This is a genomic window from Pseudomonas abieticivorans, from assembly GCF_023509015.1.
GTDB lineage: Bacteria > Pseudomonadota > Gammaproteobacteria > Pseudomonadales > Pseudomonadaceae > Aquipseudomonas > Aquipseudomonas abieticivorans.
Genome location: NZ_CP094975.1, coordinates 5,897,065 through 5,912,049 on the forward strand (window position 1 = coordinate 5,897,065; position 14,985 = coordinate 5,912,049).

Here is a 14,985-nt window from a genome sequence, read left to right on the forward strand (position 1 = left end):
TCCACGCATGGAAAACTCCCGTTTCTGGCGCGACCCAGCCGTCCCATTCATCGAAGCCCGTGACGTCCTTGACGGCCGTCACGTGTGCTACGCCCGCCATTCCCACGAATCCTTTTCCATCGGCGCGATCGTCTCGGGGCACAGTACCTACCTCAATGGCCGCGCCCGGCACCGGGTGGGGCAGGGCACGGTGGTAGTGATGAACCCCGGCGACGTGCATGCCTGCAATCCCTTGCAGGACCAGCCCTGGGCCTACCGCATGCTGTACCTGGACACGCCGTGGCTGACCGAGTTGCAGCACCAAATGGGGCTGGGCGCCCATCAGGACCTGCGCACGTTCGCCACCACCCACAGTGACGACCCGCGCTTGTTCGCCGGGTTGAACGGGCTGTATGCCACCTTGACCAACGCCGACCTGGCGCCGTTGGCCAAGCACAGCGCCACGATCGAGTTTTTTACCCTGGCCCAGCAATGCCTGGACCCTTTGCCGCAGCGGGCCGTGCTGGCCCACGACAAATTGGGCCGGGCTGCCGACTTCATCCGCGCCAATTGCACCGGTGAGGTCACGTTAGCAGAGATCTGCAGCGTCGCGCAGTTGTCGCCCTCATACCTGATTCGCGCGTTCAAGCAGCAGTACGGCCTGACGCCCCATGGCTACCTGACCGATTGCCGCATTCAGTTTGCCCGCGCCCAGCTGCGCCGTGGCCGGGCCATCGCCGAGGCGGCCCTGGACGCCGGGTTCGCCGACCAGGCTCACCTGCAGCGGGTGTTCAAGCAGCACCTGGCGGCCACGCCCGGGCATTACCGCGCTCACTCCAGCATCAGGTAGGCCGCGCAGCCGGCCAGCAGCAACGCCAGCAGCCGATTGAACAGGCGCACGCTGGAGGCCTTGCGCAGGTATTCGCGGATAAAACTGCCGGCCCAGGCCCAACAGGCGATCGACAGGTAGCACACCACGAAATAGATCAGCGCGAAGCGCCCGATCAGGCCGGCATCACCGTCAGCGACAAATGCGCCCATGCCGGCCACGCAAGCCAACCATGCCTTGGGGTTGAGCCACTGCATCAAGGCACCGTAGCCAAACGAGGGCGGTGGGCTGTTGTCGCCCTGGCCTAGCTGGCCGTTGTCGCGGGCCAGGCGCCAGGCCAGGTACAGCAGAAAGACCACGCCGGCCCAACGGATCGCCTCGGTCAACCCCGGCCACAGGTCCAGCAACTCGTGCAAGCCCAGCCCCGTGAGCACCAGCAGCACGGTGAACCCCGCGGTGGCCCCGGTGACATGCTTGAGGCTGGCGCGCAGGCCGTGCCGGGCGCCGCTGTTGAGGGCGACGATATTGACCGGGCCCGGGCTGATGGAGGAGGCCAGCGCGAAGGCGGCCATGGACAGGTAAAGGCTCATGCTTGACTACCGGATCGAGGAACATGAGCCCACGGTAAGGTGCCTGGCGCCTGCGGTATTGAAGGAAATTACCCTGCGCAAGGCGAGATATAGGCCCGCTCTACTTTTGCCACCCGGGTGATGCACGCCTGGTACCACCGTGCTCGGCCTTTGTCGCGAATGGCGGCGTGTTCGGCGTGGTGTTTCCAGGCCAGGATGGCGGCCTCGTTTTGCCAATAGGACACGGTAATGCCCAGCCCTTGGGCGTCCCTCGCCGACTCGATTCCCAAGTAGCCAGGTTGTTGGCTGGCAAGGTCGACCATGTGCGCGGCGGCCTGGCCGTAGCCATCGTCGATGTCGGTGCGCTGCGAGGTGAAGATCACCGCATAGTAAGGGGGCGCAGGTGCGTTCAGGAACATCAGCGGGCCTCCCGGTAACGGCCGGCCGCTTGCACCAGCGCGGCCACCAGCGGTGGCGTATGCCCGGCCAATGCGGCGCGTTCGGGTTGGAACAGGGTGGCCAGGAAAAACCTGTGCCCGGCCAACTCCACGGCACGGATCTCATTGTTTTCATCCCGCCCGCTGACCCGCAAAGGGCCGGCGGTGAGTGCCTCGGCAAACGCTGGGTTGATGCCGAAATTGCACCGGTAGCCTTCATCCGTGGACGTGCAGCCGTAAGCCTGGGCCATGGCTGAGCCTGGGGTCAGGCGGATCTGCTGGCGTGCTTCCACCAGCGAGCAACTCAGGCGGCTGATGACGGTGCGCGGCGCATCCGGGGCGGTCTCGCCGTGTTCGGCATCTTGCCAGCCGAGGACGTTGCGGGCGTATTCGAGCAGCGCATGCTGAAAGCCGCCGCAGGTGCCCAAAAACGGAATCCCATTGACCCGCGCATGGCCGATGGCCTGCAGCGCGGCCTCGGTGTCGCGATAGGGGCTGGCGGGCACGCACCAGATCGCGTCAAAGCCCTCCAGCGTGTCGATGGCATCGGTTGCCAGCCAATGAGCCTGCAGGGCAAGGCCCGTCTGTTCGGCCGCCATGGGCAGGGCGCGGTCGATGGCGCGGTGGGCGGTGACCGTTTCATCGTAATCGCCTATCAAAGCAATCTTCAGGGGGGTGGCAAATGGCATCGGCTGATCCTTCAGGGGGCTTGTGGGACAACAGGTGGCCACTATAATGGGGCGCCGATGCAATCGACATTGGCATCCGTGCAGAGTATTCGTGCAGCCATGCAATATCGACTCAATCACACCGACCTGTGCCTGGTGCTGGCGCTGGTGCGCGGGCGCACCCTGGCCCGCGCCGCCGACCTGCTGCTGGTGGACGTGTCGACGGTGTTTCGCAGCGTGCGCAAGCTTGAGGCGGCGCTGGGCAATGCGTTGTTCGACAAGAGCCGCGCCGGTTATTTGCCCACCGCACTGGCGTTGAGCCTGGCCGCCCAGGCCGAGCGTGCCGAAGCCGCGCTGGGGGTGGCCCAGGTTAGTGTCGAGCAAGGGGGCGAAGTGGTCAGCGGCACGGTCCGCCTGACCTGCACGGACGCTGTACTGCACACCCTGGTACTGCCCGCACTGGCGACGTTCATGCCTGCCTACCCCGCCCTGACATTGGAGCTGACCACCTCCAATGCCTTCGTCAACTTGACCCGTCGCGATGCCGATATCGCTGTGCGCCTGACCGACTCGCCGCCTGAGCACCTGGTGGGCAAACGGCTGACCGGCGTGTGCTATCGGCTGTGCAGCAGCGAGGCGTATTGGCAAACCATGGGTCAGCGAACGCTGACCGAACTGACCTGGGTCGGCCCGGACGACTTTCTACCCGACCACCCCAGCGTCGTCTGGCGGCGCCTGCACTGGCCGGGCGTGACCCCTGGCTACCGCTGCAATTCGATGTTGTCGGTGGCGCAACTGGTGCGGGCCGGTTTGGGGGTGGCGGTGCTGCCGGATTTTCTGTGCGCGGGCTTGAAACTGATCGGCGAACCACTGGCCGGGTGCGACAGTGCACTGTGGTTGTTGACGCGGCCCGAGTGCCGCAACCTGCGGTCGGTGGTGACGTTGTTCAATGAATTGGGGCGGGCCATTGGCTAGGCAGCCCGCCCCATCGTCTGTGTGACAAAGAGGGCTGGGAGCGTTTTCAATCACGGCGTCTTGCGTTCACTCGAAGAGCTGTCCGGCTTGACCGTGGAGTTGCCCATTGAACTGCCCTCGGCATTGCCCGAGCCTTGTGGCTTGATCTTCACCGTGCCGCTTTCACCCGGCGCGCGTGGCGTTGCCGAGCCATCGGCATTGCCGTTTTCCATGCGCGTGCCGGTACCCGAAGGCACGCCGATTTCGGCAGGTACGGTTCCGGTTGCAGCCGGGTTGGTCGGGCCGGTGCTGTCATCGGCCAAGGCCGGCAGGGCGCTGGCGCCCAGCAGTGCAGTCAGGGCCAGGGTGGCCCAGTGAACGGTGTTCATGGCGATTCTCCTTGAGCAAGTCGCTACACAGGTTTGGCTGCCAGGCCCCGCCAGAGGTGCCCGGCAGTCGACCAGCGGTCGTGTACAGGACCATTGACAGCCGTTTGCCGGCAGGCTAAGTTCAGCCCATGACCTTATCCATGCCGATGTTCGCCGCCGTTATTATTACCGCCATTCCTTATTTGGCGGGCTAGCGTTCATCTGCACCCAACCCGCCCTGGAGGCGGGTTTTTTGTACCCAGTGTCTCCCGGGCTTGAAAAAACCGGAGACCACCATGACCCCCGAGCAACTCGCCCTCTACGCCAAAAAGACCCTGGCCGCGCCGGTGTACGAGGTGGCCATCCAGACGCCCCTGCAGCACGCGCCGGCCTTGTCCGAGCGCCTGGGCAATCGCGTGCTGCTCAAGCGTGAAGACCTGCAGCCCACGTTCTCCTTCAAGATCCGTGGGGCCTACACCAAGCTGGCGCTATTGAGCCCGGCCGAGCGCGCCGGTGGCGTGGTCACTGCGTCTGCCGGCAACCACGCCCAGGGCGTGGCCTTGGCGGCGCGCATGTTGGGTATCGAAGCCATCATCGTCATGCCCACCACGGCGCCTGCCCTGAAGGTCGAAGGCGTGCGCTCGCGCGGCGGCCAGGTGGTACTGCACGGCGCCAACTTTCCCCAGGCCCTGGCGCATGCGCTGACGTTGGCGCGCAACGGCTACACCTTCGTCGCGCCGTTCGATGACCCCGACGTGATCGCCGGTCAAGGCACCGTGGCGATGGAAATCCTGCGCCAGCAGCCCGACGACCTGGATGCGATCTTCGTCCCGGTGGGCGGCGGTGGCCTGATCGCCGGCATCGCCGCCTACGTCAAGTACCTGCGCCCGCAGATCAAGGTCATCGGCGTCGAAGCCGAAGGCTCCAACTGCCTGCAGGCAGCCCTGCAGGCCGGCGGGCGGGTGGTGCTGGCCCAGGTCGACAGCTTTGCCGAGGGGGTTGCCGTGGCCCAGGTCGGCGCCCATTGTTTCGAGGTCTGCCGCCACTGCGTCGATGACGTGATCACCGTCAGTAACGATGAGTTGTGCGCGGCGATCCGCGACATCTACAACGATACCCGCTCCATCACTGAACCGTCTGGCGCGCTGGCGGTGGCCGGGATCAAGCGCTACGTCAACCAGCACCGCCTGCAGGGCCAGACCTTGGTGGCGATCGACTCGGGGGCTAACGTCAACTTCGAGCGGCTAGGGGATTTTGCGTTGCGGGCCGAGCGGGTGGAGATGCCGGTGGCGGCGGCATTGCTTGACACGGATCAACACCGGGCCAACCGGTTGGGCGCACGCTGAAGGTTCTAAAAGACCCGCTGCCGGGTCGAGCCTGACGAGACCAACGCCATGAGCCACACGTTTTTCCTTCCCGCCGTCAATATCATGGGCCGCGATTGCCTGGGTGAAGCCGTGGGCGCGATTGCCAAGCTAGGGTTTCGCCGCGCGTTGCTGGTGACCGACGCCGGCATGGTCAAGGCCGAGGTCGCCGCCACCGTGGCCTGGATGCTGTCCGGGCAGGGCATCGATACGGTGGTGTACGATGGCGCCAAGGCCAACCCCACCATCGCCTGCGTGGAGCGCGGGCTGGACCTCCTGAAAAGCACCCAGTGCGATTTCGTGGTGGCCGTGGGCGGTGGTTCGCCCCACGATTGCGCCAAGGGTATTGCCCTGTGCGCCACCAATGGCGGCCCTATTGCCGACTACGAAGGCGTCGACCGTTCCCGCATGCCACAATTGCCGCTGGTGGCCATCAACACCACGGCGGGCACGGCCAGCGAGATGAGCCGGTTCTGCTTCATCATCGACCCGGTTCGCCGGGTGAAAATGACCATCGCCGACCGCAACGTCACGCCGCTGATGTCGGTCAACGACCCGGCGCTGATGGTCACCATGCCCCAGGCCCTGACCGCCACCACCGGCATGCACGCCCTGGCACAGGCCATCGAGGCTTATGTGTCCACGGCCGCCACGCCCATTACCGATGCCTGCGCGCTGAAGGCCATCGAATTGATCATGCACCATCTGCCCCAGGCCGTGGCCGACGGCAACCACCGGGCGGCCCGCGAAAACATGGCCTACGCGCAGTTTCTGGCGGGCATGGCCTTCAACAGCGCATCCCTGGGCTATGTGCACGCCATGGCTCACTCATTGAGCGGCCTCTACGACCTGCCGCACGGCATATGCAACGCGATACTGCTGCCCCACGTGCAACGATTCAACGCGCAGGTGTGCGCAGACCGCTTGCGCGACGTGGCCAAGGCCATGGGCTTGGAGGTGCAAGGCTGTACCGCTGAACAGGGCGCGCAGGGGGCGATTGAAGCGATCGAGCAATTAAGCGAGCGTATCGGCATTGCACCCGGGCTGGGGCAACTGGGCGTGAAGGTCGAAGACCTGCCGGTGTTGGCGGCCAATGCGTTGAAGGATGCATGTGGGCTGACCAACCCAAGGCGGGCAGGGCAGGCGCAGATCGAGGGGGTTTTTCGGGCGGCGTTTTGATGTAAGGCGCCTGCCGGCGGGTTCAAGCGCCAGGCAGGCCCCGAAATCTTACTTGTTGTACTTGTCCAACCGCGATTTCGCACGGTCGGTAATGGTGATGCATTCTTTGGTATCGCCCTTGGCCTGGGCGGCCTTGGCGCTGGCGATGTCTTTTTCCACCAGGGATTTGACCGTAGGGTCGGTGGTGGCGGCACTGTTGACCCGGTCGTTCAGGCGTTGAACATTGGCGTCGCAGCTGGCGTCCTGATCATCGGCAAAGGATTGCACGCTAAATGCCGCTGCCAGTACCAGCAGACCACAACCTAACAATTGCTTCATGGGTACGTCCTCGTTCAAAGTGGGTAAACCATTTAGTCCGGACTCAAGCCTTTGCACCGGGCTTATTTTGTACGACTGATGCTTGGGTCGCTTGGTTCACACTGCGTGAAGATATCCATCACACTTGTGCACTTGTCAGGCTTGCGCTAACGGCTAGGATGAGTTTTTAGCCTGAGGGTGTGTGCCATGTTTGCTGGATTCACGCGTGAGCTGCGTCATGTCAACGGTGTCGACATCGCTTACCGAATCGGCGGGGAGGGGCCTGCGCTGCTGTTGATGCATGGCCACCCGCAAACCCACGTGATCTGGCACAAGGTGGCCGAGCGCCTGGCCGAGCACTTCACCGTGGTGGCGGCCGACCTGCGCGGCTACGGTGACAGCGGGCGGCCACCGGCCGATGACCTGCACATCAACTATTCCAAGCGGGTGATGGCCCGCGATCATCTGGAGTTGATGCACGCGGTGGGTTTCGACAGTTTCAGCGTATTGGCCCACGACCGTGGCGCCCGGGTGGCGCATCGGCTGGCACTGGACCACCCCGGCGCGGTAGAGCGCCTGGTGACCCTGGACATCGCACCGACGCTGGCCATGTACGAGCAAACCAACGAGGCCTTTGCCCGGGCCTATTGGCATTGGTTTTTTCTGATTCGCCCCGCGCCCCTGCCGGAAACCCTGATCCAGGCCAGCCCCGAAGGCTACCTGCGCAGCGTGATGGGCACCCGCAGCGCGGGCATGGCGCCGTTCACCGACGAGGCGTTTGCCGACTACTTGCGCGGCTTGTCCCGCCCGGGTTCGGCCACCAGCTTGTGTGAAGACTACCGCGCCAGCGCCAGCATCGACCTGGAGCACGACCGCGCGGACCTGGCGGCCGGGCGCCGGTTGACGGTGCCGTTGTTGGCGATGTGGGGTGCCGATGGGGTAGTGGCGCGTTGTTTCGACCCGCTGGCCGAGTGGCGCAAGGTGGCCGATGACGTCCATGGCCAGGCGTTGCCCGGCGGGCATTATTTACCCGAAGAGGTGCCGGACGAGTTGCTGGCCGCAGCCTTGCCATTCCTGTTATGGCGCAAGGATTGACTGCGTTTGGTGAATTGAATCATTGGCAGATGAACAATCCGCCTGTCCAAGCGCGGATTGATCACGGGGCGCTAAATCACCCTGAACCCATGCGTGCCATCGCGGCCCAGCTGTTCCACCAGGCCAAACTCCCAATCCAGGTACGCCTGCATCGCCTCGCGCGGTGCGTCGGTGCCTTCGTAAGGGCGCTGGTAACGGTCGATGCGGGGCGAGGCCAGGCGGGTTTCGCCTGACTCGCCGGGTTGGCCCGCCGCAAACCAGCCGGCATTGCCATCGCGCAGCACGAACACCGGCTTGCCGGTACAACGCCTCGACCTGGGCCACGGCGAAGCGCGCCAGCAGGCTGCTGCCGCAGGTCAACACGTAGCGCTCGGCGGGCGGGATGCGCTGCAGGGCTTGGCTCAGGTCACTGCGCAAGGCCCACCAGGCGCCCGGGATGTGGCGCTTGACGTAGTTGGCGCTGGTGGTGAAGTCCAGCACCTGGGTCTGCCCGCGGCCTTGCCACTCCACCAGGGCTTGCACGCTGATCTGTTCGAACGGCGCGACGGCGGCGATGCTTGGCTGCCAGGCACCGGTGGCGGAAAAGTCAGCAGGCTTGAGCCCATCCAGTACGTACACATCCCAGCCCAGTTGCGCCAGCCAGGAAGCCGACATGTTGGCGCGCACGCCATCGTCATCCACCAGCACGATGCGCGCGCCGCGCACGCTGGCGAAATGGTCAGTCTCTTGCACCAGTTGGCCGCCAGGGGTGGAACGAGCGGTGGGCAGGTGGGCGGCTTCAAATTCTTGCGGGGTGCGCACGTCGAACAGGTAGGTGGTGCGCGTGGGCTCTTGCTGCCAGCGTTGCCAGTCGGACAGGTTGGCGCGCAGCACGCCAGCGCGATCGGCCACCTGGCGAGCATCGCTTTGTGCCTGGCGCTGGGTGTCGGCCGACGTGGCGGCAAAGCGCCGGGCCTGGCCGTGCTCCAGGGTTTGCCCGGCCAACAGCCAGCCAATGGTGCCGTTGCGCAGGGCGGCGATGGGGTTGGGCAGGCCGGCGTTGATCAGCGATTGCGTGCCGATCAGGCTGCGAGTGCGCCCGGCGCAGTTGACGATGATGCGGGTGGCCGGGTCTGGCGCCAGTTCACGGGCGCGCAGCACCAGTTCAGCCCCCGGCACGCTGATGCCGGTGGGGATGCTCATGGTCTGGTATTCGTCGAAGCGGCGGGCGTCGAGCACCACCACGTCGGCCTTTTCATCGATCAGTGCCTTGACCTGCTCGGCGCTCAGCGACGGGGTGTGGCGTTCGTATTCCACCAACTCGCCAAAGGCCTTGCTGGGCACGTTGACGTCGATGAACAGCTCGCCACCTGCGCTTCGCCAACCCTCAAGGCCGCCTTCCAGCAGCGCCAGGTTGCCGTAGCCAAGCGCCTTGAGCCGCTCGATGGCCTGTTGGGCCAGGCCTTCGCCGTTGTCATACACGGTGATGGCGGTATTTAGCCTGGGGATGCGTGGGTAGGCTTCGACTTCAAGCTTGGACAAGGGCAGGTTGGCGGCGAACAGCGGGTGGGCCTCGGCGAACGGCGCCTCTTCGCGCACGTCGATCAGGGCCACTTCTTCACGCGCCAGCAGGGCACGACGGATATCGGCGAAGGAACGGTACGGGGTTTGGCTCATGGGGCAGGGTTCTCTTTGGACAGGTCCCAGATGTTGGGTAACACGCGATTTGAATAACCGGAAATGAACAGCTTTTCACTGCCGTCGGGTTGATAGACCGCCCGGTGCACTGCGCCGATGTTGGCGCCGTACACGTGGATGCTGATGGACACCTGGTCGCTGAACGCATTGCTGACCTGGTGGATGTCGCCAATGCGTGGCGAGACCGCTTCAACCTGGCCCGGCGACAGGCGCACCCGCTTGCCCTCGGGCAGGATACTGCCGTCTGGATGGCGCGCGAAGCCCTGGGAATATTCGGCGCCGCGCAACATGCCGATCAGGCCCCACACCCGGTGGTCGTGGATGGGCGTCTGCTGGCCCGGGCCCCAGACGAAACTGACGATGGAAAAGCGCTGGCGCGAGTCGGCATGCAGCAAGAACTGCTGGTAGCGCTCGGGGTTTGGCTGGGCGAAATCGTCGGGCAGCCAATCATCGTGGCTGACCAACTCACCAAGCAGTTCGCCGCCGCGGTGCAGGGCGGCCTCTTCCTCGGGGTGCCGGTCGAGCAACTCGGCCAGCGCCCCGATAAAGTGGCGAAGGCGCTGTGGGTTTAGGGCTGTGGCCATGTTCAGGCAACCTTGTGCTGACGCTGGGCGACCAACTGGCGGGTCAATGGAATCAGTGTTCTGCCGTAATCGATGGCGTCCTCGAGTGGGTCGAAACCGCGTATCAAGAAGGTGGTGATACCCAGATCATAATAGTCGAGCAGGGCTTCAGCGACTTGTTCCGGGGTGCCCACCAGTGAAGTGGAGTTGCCTTGGGCGCCCAGCAAGCCCGCGATGCCGGTCCACAGGCGTTTGTCCAGGCGCGAGCCTTGGGCGGCAGCGGCCAGCAAACGGCGCGAGCCTTCGTTCGCCGGCTCGCGGCGCACAAAACCGCGTTGCTCGGCCAGGGTGGTGGCCTTTTGCAGAATGCTGTCGGCACGGGCCCAGGCTTTTTCCTCGGTCTGGGCCAGAATCGGCCGCAGGCTCAGGCTGAAGCGAATGGTGCGGCCGTGCTTGGCGGCTTCGGCGCGCACCTGGGCGACGATCTCGCGCACCTGCTCATAGGTTTCGCCCCACAGCGCGTAGACGTCGGCGTGCTTGCCGGCCACCTTGATCGCCGCCTGCGAAGAGCCGCCGAAGTACAGCGGGATCGGTTGTTCGGTCTTCACCGCCGAATGGGCGCCTTCGAACTGGTAGTACTCACCGCTGTAGTCAAAGGGGGTAGGGCTGGTCCATTCCTTGCGCAGCACCTCCAGGTATTCGTCGGTGCGCGCATAACGCTCCTCTTTGCCCAGGAAGCTGCCGTCGCCACGCAGTTCCTTGTCGTCACCGCCGGTGATGATATGCACCGCCGTGCGCCCGCCATTGAGCACGTCCAGGGTGGCAAATTGGCGGGCGGCCAGGGTCGGGGCGGCAAAACCTGGGCGGTGGGCGATCAGAAACTGCAGCCGCTCGGTCACGCTGGCAGCGTGGGAAGCGATCAGGGTACTGTCGGGGCTGTTGGAGTGGAACGCTATCAACGCACGGTCGAAACCGGCTTGTTCATGGGCGCGCGCGACCTTTTCGACGTACTCGCGCTGCAGCACGGGGCCGCTCGGGGGGTGGATCTCGGACCCGTGCTGGCCGCCGATGTAACCGATGAATTCGATGCTCATGGGATCTTCCTCATACCATTCTTGAAAGGTCACCTCCGCCGGGCAAGGGGTCGGATCTATGGTGATCAAGGTATGTGTATAAGGAATGGGTGTGAAATTCTTTTTGGTTCTAAGTTAATTATGAAATAACTGAATTATCAATTTTATTGAATATCAGGTAATTGCATTATAACCCTAGGCGCTTTCGGTATTTCACGAACGCCTGGGGGCTACCTAGGATGAGCTCTGTTTTTAATCGTACAGGCAGGAGCCTTATGACCCAGACCTCAGCCAATTCACCGCCCGGCTACCTCAGCATAACGCGCAGCACCGCCGAGGCCGAGCGCCTGCGCGCCACGCGCCACTGGAAGGTTCCGGATTTCGTGCTGCGCATTATCAGCCCCATTGCGTTGTTGTTGCTGTGGGAGGCGGCTTCGCGATTGGGCTGGATCCCCAGCCGCGTGATCGCCGCGCCCTCGCAGATCGGCGATACCTTGTGGGCCATGATCGTGTCGGGGGAGCTGGGCAAGCACCTCTGGGTATCACTGCAGCGGGCCATGCTGGGCTTGGCCATTGGGGTGAGCATTGGCGTGGCGGCGGCGCTGGTCAGCGGGTTGTCGCGGCGTGGCGAGATTGTGCTGGACTCGCCCCTGCAAATGCTGCGCACCATTCCGTCGCTGGCGCTGGTACCGCTGTTCATTCTGTGGTTTGGCATCGGCGAGTTCACCAAGGTGGCCTTGATCGTGCTGGGCACCACCTTCCCGGTGTACCTGAACCTGTTCTCGGGCATCCGCAATATTGACCCCAAGCTGATCGAAGCTGCCAATACCCTGGGCCTGAACCGTGCCGAACTGATCTGGCACGTGATTTTGCCTGGCGCCTTGCCGTCGTTCTTCGTGGGCCTGCGCTACGCCCTGGGTATTTCGTGGCTCGCCCTGGTGTTTGTCGAGCAAATCAATACCACCGCCGGCATTGGCTTTTTGGCCAGCGACGCGCGGGACTTCATGCGTACGGACGTCATCGTCATTTGCCTGTTGATCTACAGCGTGCTGGGCCTGGTGATCGATGGCCTGATCCGTGCCCTGGAACGTTATGCCCTGGCCTGGCGGCCCTCTTTCACAAGGAACTGAAGCATGTCTGTACTCAAGCCATTCCAAGCGTGGGCCGTGGAGCTGCATGACGTAGTGCGCCAGTTCGACGAGCAACGGGTCATCGATAGCCTGGACCTGGACATCGCCCCCGGTGAGTTTGTCGCCTTGCTGGGTGCCAGCGGATCTGGCAAGACCACTTTGCTGCGCACCCTGGCGGGCCTGGACAGCATCGACAGCGGCCAGTTGCGCGTGCCCGTGGCCCGCGCCGCAGTCTTTCAGGAACCCCGCCTGATGCCGTGGAAAAGCGCCTGGAAAAACGTGGTGCTGGGCCTGCGTGGCAACAACGCTCGGGCCCGAGCAGTGGATGCACTGAAGGAAGTGGGCCTGGGCCACCGCATCGACGCGTACCCCGCGACGCTGTCCGGTGGCGAAGCCCAGCGCGTGGCCCTGGCCCGCAGCCTGGTGCGCGAGCCCAAATTGCTGTTGCTGGACGAACCCTTCGCCGCCCTGGACGCCTTGACCCGTATCCGCATGCACCAGTTGATCATTGAACTATGGCGCAAACACACCCCGGCAGTGCTGCTGGTGACCCACGATGTCGATGAAGCGATATTGCTGGCCGATCGGGTGATCGTACTGGCTGACGGCAAGGTGGCCGAGCAGGTGCCCATCGACTTGCCCCGCGAGCGCGATAGCGGGCAAGCGGGCTTCCAGGCAATCCGCGCCCGGTTGCTGGGGTTGTTGGGGGTTGAGGTGGCGCAGGAGGAAGTGCTGCGCAGTGTTCGGTTTGGTTGATGTTTGCGGGTAGGCCCTGGCCCTCACCCCGCCCTCTGCCAGAAGGTGCGGGTTGGGGTGAGGGCTGTGCTCAATGCTGCCCCCTGGCCAACTGGAACACCCCATCCATGCGCCAATGCTCGTTCTGATGTCGCGGGTCATCGGCCCATTCATCCCACCCCGAATCCCGGCGATATTGGCCCAGCAAGCCGCTGGCGAGGATCTGCCGTGGGTCGGGGTGTTGCAGCGTGTCGCAATGCGGGTCCACGTACAGGGCGTCGTTGGGGCAGTACAGCTCGCACATGAAACAGGTCTGGCAGGCGTGTACATCGCCAATGCGCGGCGTGCCGCGTGGGCCAGGCTGCAAGACGTTGGTGGGGCATACGGCGATGCATTTCTGGCAGCCGCTGCACAGGTCGCTGAAGATCAACTCAATCATGGGGTAGGGGTTTCCTGAGGCGCAAAGGGCAGGGGGTCGAATCGCTGCCAGGGGCTGTCCAGGCCACCGACGCGGATGTGCCCGTCGAAGGCGCTGATTTGCTGCGGGGCATCGCTGCGCTGGTGCATGCCGCGGCTTTCTCGACGCGCGGCGGCGGCGCTGTAACACCAGCGGGCCGTGGCCGCCATGGCCACGGTTTCGCGGGCGCGAAGGGGGTTGGCCGGGTCCACCGCAAGGCCCTGGCTGACGCTGTCCCAGACAGTGTCCAGGGCTTGCAGCGAGCGCTCGATCTGCGGGCCGCTGCGAAACAGGTTTTTGTCCAGCGGGTGTACTTCGTTCTGGATCTGTTGGATCAGCGGCGTCGTGGCAGCGTGGTGCTGGTCGACCAGGCCGTGCCCGGCAAAACCCTGCAGGTGCCCGCTTGGCTGACCTTGCCGTGCCAATTGTGCAGCCCCAAGGCCTGCCCATTGCCCTGACGATAAAGCCCACGCGGAGTTCTGCGCGCCGCCGCCCGACGAGGCGCCGGCGATCAACTCGCGGCTGGCCGCATCGCCTGCGGCAAACAGGCCAGGCACGCCGGTCTGGCAATGCTCATCCATCACCCGTAGGCCACCGACACCGCGGATGGTGCCTTCTGGGTGCAAAGTGACCGCGAAGCGCTCGCGATACGGGTCCACGCCGCGTCGATCAAAGGGCAGCATCAGGTTCGGTTGGATGCTGGGCAGGCGCGCACGCACCTCGGCGGGCACGCGGTTCAATCGGCAATACACTGGCCCCTGCAGCAGCGCGCGGGCCAAGGCATCGGTGAATTCCGGCCCCATGGGTAAAGACAAAGGGCGGTCGGCGGCGTCGAAATACTCGCCAAAGGTATAGACCATCGAGCGGGTCATGCTGCTGTCGGCGGCCGCGATGCAGTAATAGCTGGAAAACTCCATGCCAGACAGTTCCGCACCCGCCTCGGCGGCCATCAGGTAACCGTCGCCGGTATTGGTGTGGCTGCCCAACAAGCGCGAAAGAAAGGCGCAACCGCCGGTGGCCAGTACCACGGCAGGCGCGCGCACCTGCCAGCCGCCACCGGCGTGGCGACGCCAACCGCGTGCACCGGCCAGGCGGCCGTGACCATCGCGCAGCAGCTCAAGGGCTGGGTGTTGGTCCAAGATGGTTACGCCACTGTCCAGCACATAGCGCCGCATGCCGCGCAGGTATTCGGGGCCGCGCAGGCCGCGGTAGTGGGTCACGCCCTGATCGTCCCGGGGGTAGTGGTAATAGTTGGCCAGGGTCGGCAGGCTATTCCAGGTGGTGTCGATGACCCGCGCCATCCAGCGCCGATCAGCCAGGCCATGGGCGATCCCCAGGCGCTTGTCGATGGCGGCTTCACGGGCCCCGGGCAGCGGCGGCACCCACCAATGCCCGGGGCCTGCCGTGGCAGTCACGCCGCTGGTGCCGCAATAGCCCTTGTCGGCCAGGATCACCCTGGCGCCTTCACGGGCTGCCGCCACGGCCGCCCAGGTGCCGGCAAGGCCGCCGCCAATGATCAATACATCGGCATCAAGGCTCAGGGTAGGGGGGGTTAAGCTCATGCGTGCTCCCTGCAATATAAGAGGTGGCCGCTAGGCTAATCACTCGCAT

At 64.6% G+C, this 14,985-nt stretch carries 16 protein-coding genes and 1 pseudogene; 7 read left to right on the top strand and 10 right to left on the bottom strand.

Annotated features, from left to right (window positions below):
- The first annotated feature begins 7 nt into the window (after positions 1-7).
- On the top strand, positions 8-829 hold the full coding sequence (locus tag L9B60_RS26820; protein ID WP_249673993.1) for a helix-turn-helix transcriptional regulator: 822 nt from the start codon (positions 8-10) through the stop codon (positions 827-829).
- On the opposite strand, the gene L9B60_RS26825 is transcribed toward L9B60_RS26820, so the two are convergent.
- The 3 genes from L9B60_RS26825 to L9B60_RS26835 form a co-directional block, all read right to left on the bottom strand.
- Positions 811-1,398: a LysE family translocator gene (locus L9B60_RS26825; protein WP_249673994.1), complete on the bottom strand. Its 588-nt coding sequence runs from the start codon at positions 1,396-1,398 to the stop codon at positions 811-813. The genes L9B60_RS26820 and L9B60_RS26825 overlap by 19 nt on opposite strands.
- Before the next feature lie 68 nt (positions 1,399-1,466).
- A complete protein-coding gene (locus tag L9B60_RS26830; RefSeq protein ID WP_249673995.1) occupies positions 1,467-1,796 on the bottom strand; it encodes an antibiotic biosynthesis monooxygenase family protein in 330 nt (109 codons plus the stop codon).
- The gene (locus L9B60_RS26835; RefSeq protein ID WP_249673996.1) at positions 1,796-2,503 is read right to left on the bottom strand and encodes a CTP synthase C-terminal region-related (seleno)protein; all 708 of its coding nucleotides are present in this window, start codon (positions 2,501-2,503) and stop codon (positions 1,796-1,798) included. Before L9B60_RS26835 ends, L9B60_RS26830 begins: the two co-directional genes overlap by 1 nt.
- 57 nt (positions 2,504-2,560) lie before the next feature.
- Between L9B60_RS26835 and L9B60_RS26840 the strand changes: the two genes are divergently transcribed.
- Positions 2,561-3,457 carry a LysR family transcriptional regulator gene (locus L9B60_RS26840; protein WP_249673997.1) on the top strand — a complete coding sequence of 299 codons (897 nt, stop codon included), beginning with the start codon at positions 2,561-2,563 and terminating at the stop codon, positions 3,455-3,457.
- Between the two features lie 50 nt (positions 3,458-3,507).
- Here the strand turns inward: L9B60_RS26840 and L9B60_RS26845 are convergent, their stop codons facing one another.
- Positions 3,508-3,825, bottom strand: coding sequence for a hypothetical protein (locus L9B60_RS26845; RefSeq protein ID WP_249673998.1), 318 nt, complete (start codon positions 3,823-3,825; stop codon positions 3,508-3,510).
- A gap of 275 nt (positions 3,826-4,100) precedes the next feature.
- On the opposite strand from L9B60_RS26845, the gene ilvA reads away from it, so the two are divergent.
- Positions 4,101-5,150 carry a threonine ammonia-lyase, biosynthetic gene (gene ilvA, locus L9B60_RS26850; RefSeq protein ID WP_249673999.1) on the top strand — a complete coding sequence of 350 codons (1,050 nt, stop codon included), beginning with the start codon at positions 4,101-4,103 and terminating at the stop codon, positions 5,148-5,150.
- Between the two features lie 48 nt (positions 5,151-5,198).
- Positions 5,199-6,347 carry an iron-containing alcohol dehydrogenase gene (locus tag L9B60_RS26855; RefSeq protein WP_249674000.1) on the top strand — a complete coding sequence of 383 codons (1,149 nt, stop codon included), beginning with the start codon at positions 5,199-5,201 and terminating at the stop codon, positions 6,345-6,347.
- Positions 6,348-6,395: 48 nt separating this feature from the next.
- Here the strand turns inward: L9B60_RS26855 and L9B60_RS26860 are convergent, their stop codons facing one another.
- The gene (locus L9B60_RS26860; protein ID WP_249674001.1) at positions 6,396-6,665 is read right to left on the bottom strand and encodes a PA2433 domain-containing protein; all 270 of its coding nucleotides are present in this window, start codon (positions 6,663-6,665) and stop codon (positions 6,396-6,398) included.
- A gap of 186 nt (positions 6,666-6,851) precedes the next feature.
- On the opposite strand from L9B60_RS26860, the gene L9B60_RS26865 reads away from it, so the two are divergent.
- The gene (locus tag L9B60_RS26865) at positions 6,852-7,739 is read left to right on the top strand and encodes an alpha/beta fold hydrolase (RefSeq protein WP_249674002.1); all 888 of its coding nucleotides are present in this window, start codon (positions 6,852-6,854) and stop codon (positions 7,737-7,739) included.
- A gap of 71 nt (positions 7,740-7,810) precedes the next feature.
- On the opposite strand, the pseudogene L9B60_RS26870 reads toward L9B60_RS26865, so the two are convergent.
- From L9B60_RS26870 to L9B60_RS26880, 3 genes and pseudogenes are all read right to left on the bottom strand, one after another.
- Positions 7,811-9,395, bottom strand: a pseudogene (locus L9B60_RS26870) (rhodanese-related sulfurtransferase).
- Positions 9,392-10,000 carry a cysteine dioxygenase family protein gene (locus L9B60_RS26875; RefSeq protein WP_249674003.1) on the bottom strand — a complete coding sequence of 203 codons (609 nt, stop codon included), beginning with the start codon at positions 9,998-10,000 and terminating at the stop codon, positions 9,392-9,394. The pseudogene L9B60_RS26870 and the gene L9B60_RS26875 overlap by 4 nt, the downstream one beginning before the upstream one ends.
- A gap of 2 nt (positions 10,001-10,002) precedes the next feature.
- Positions 10,003-11,073 carry an LLM class flavin-dependent oxidoreductase gene (locus L9B60_RS26880; protein WP_249674004.1) on the bottom strand — a complete coding sequence of 357 codons (1,071 nt, stop codon included), beginning with the start codon at positions 11,071-11,073 and terminating at the stop codon, positions 10,003-10,005.
- A 218-nt stretch (positions 11,074-11,291) separates the two neighbouring features.
- On the opposite strand from L9B60_RS26880, the gene L9B60_RS26885 reads away from it, so the two are divergent.
- Together L9B60_RS26885 and L9B60_RS26890 are read left to right on the top strand one after the other, a co-directional pair.
- Positions 11,292-12,182 (top strand): ABC transporter permease, encoded by an 891-nt coding sequence (locus L9B60_RS26885; RefSeq protein ID WP_438866020.1) that lies wholly within the window; start codon positions 11,292-11,294, stop codon positions 12,180-12,182.
- 3 nt (positions 12,183-12,185) lie between these two features.
- Entirely contained in the window at positions 12,186-12,938 is a 753-nt protein-coding gene (locus L9B60_RS26890; protein ID WP_249674006.1) for an ABC transporter ATP-binding protein, read from the top strand.
- A 70-nt stretch (positions 12,939-13,008) separates the two neighbouring features.
- Here the strand turns inward: L9B60_RS26890 and L9B60_RS26895 are convergent, their stop codons facing one another.
- Both L9B60_RS26895 and L9B60_RS26900 read right to left on the bottom strand, forming a co-directional pair.
- Complete coding sequence (locus L9B60_RS26895) at positions 13,009-13,356, bottom strand: 4Fe-4S dicluster domain-containing protein (protein WP_249674007.1); 348 nt, start codon at positions 13,354-13,356, stop codon at positions 13,009-13,011.
- Complete coding sequence (locus L9B60_RS26900; protein ID WP_249674008.1) at positions 13,353-14,936, bottom strand: FAD-dependent oxidoreductase; 1,584 nt, start codon at positions 14,934-14,936, stop codon at positions 13,353-13,355. Before L9B60_RS26900 ends, L9B60_RS26895 begins: the two co-directional genes overlap by 4 nt.
- Positions 14,937-14,985: the final 49 nt, after the last annotated feature.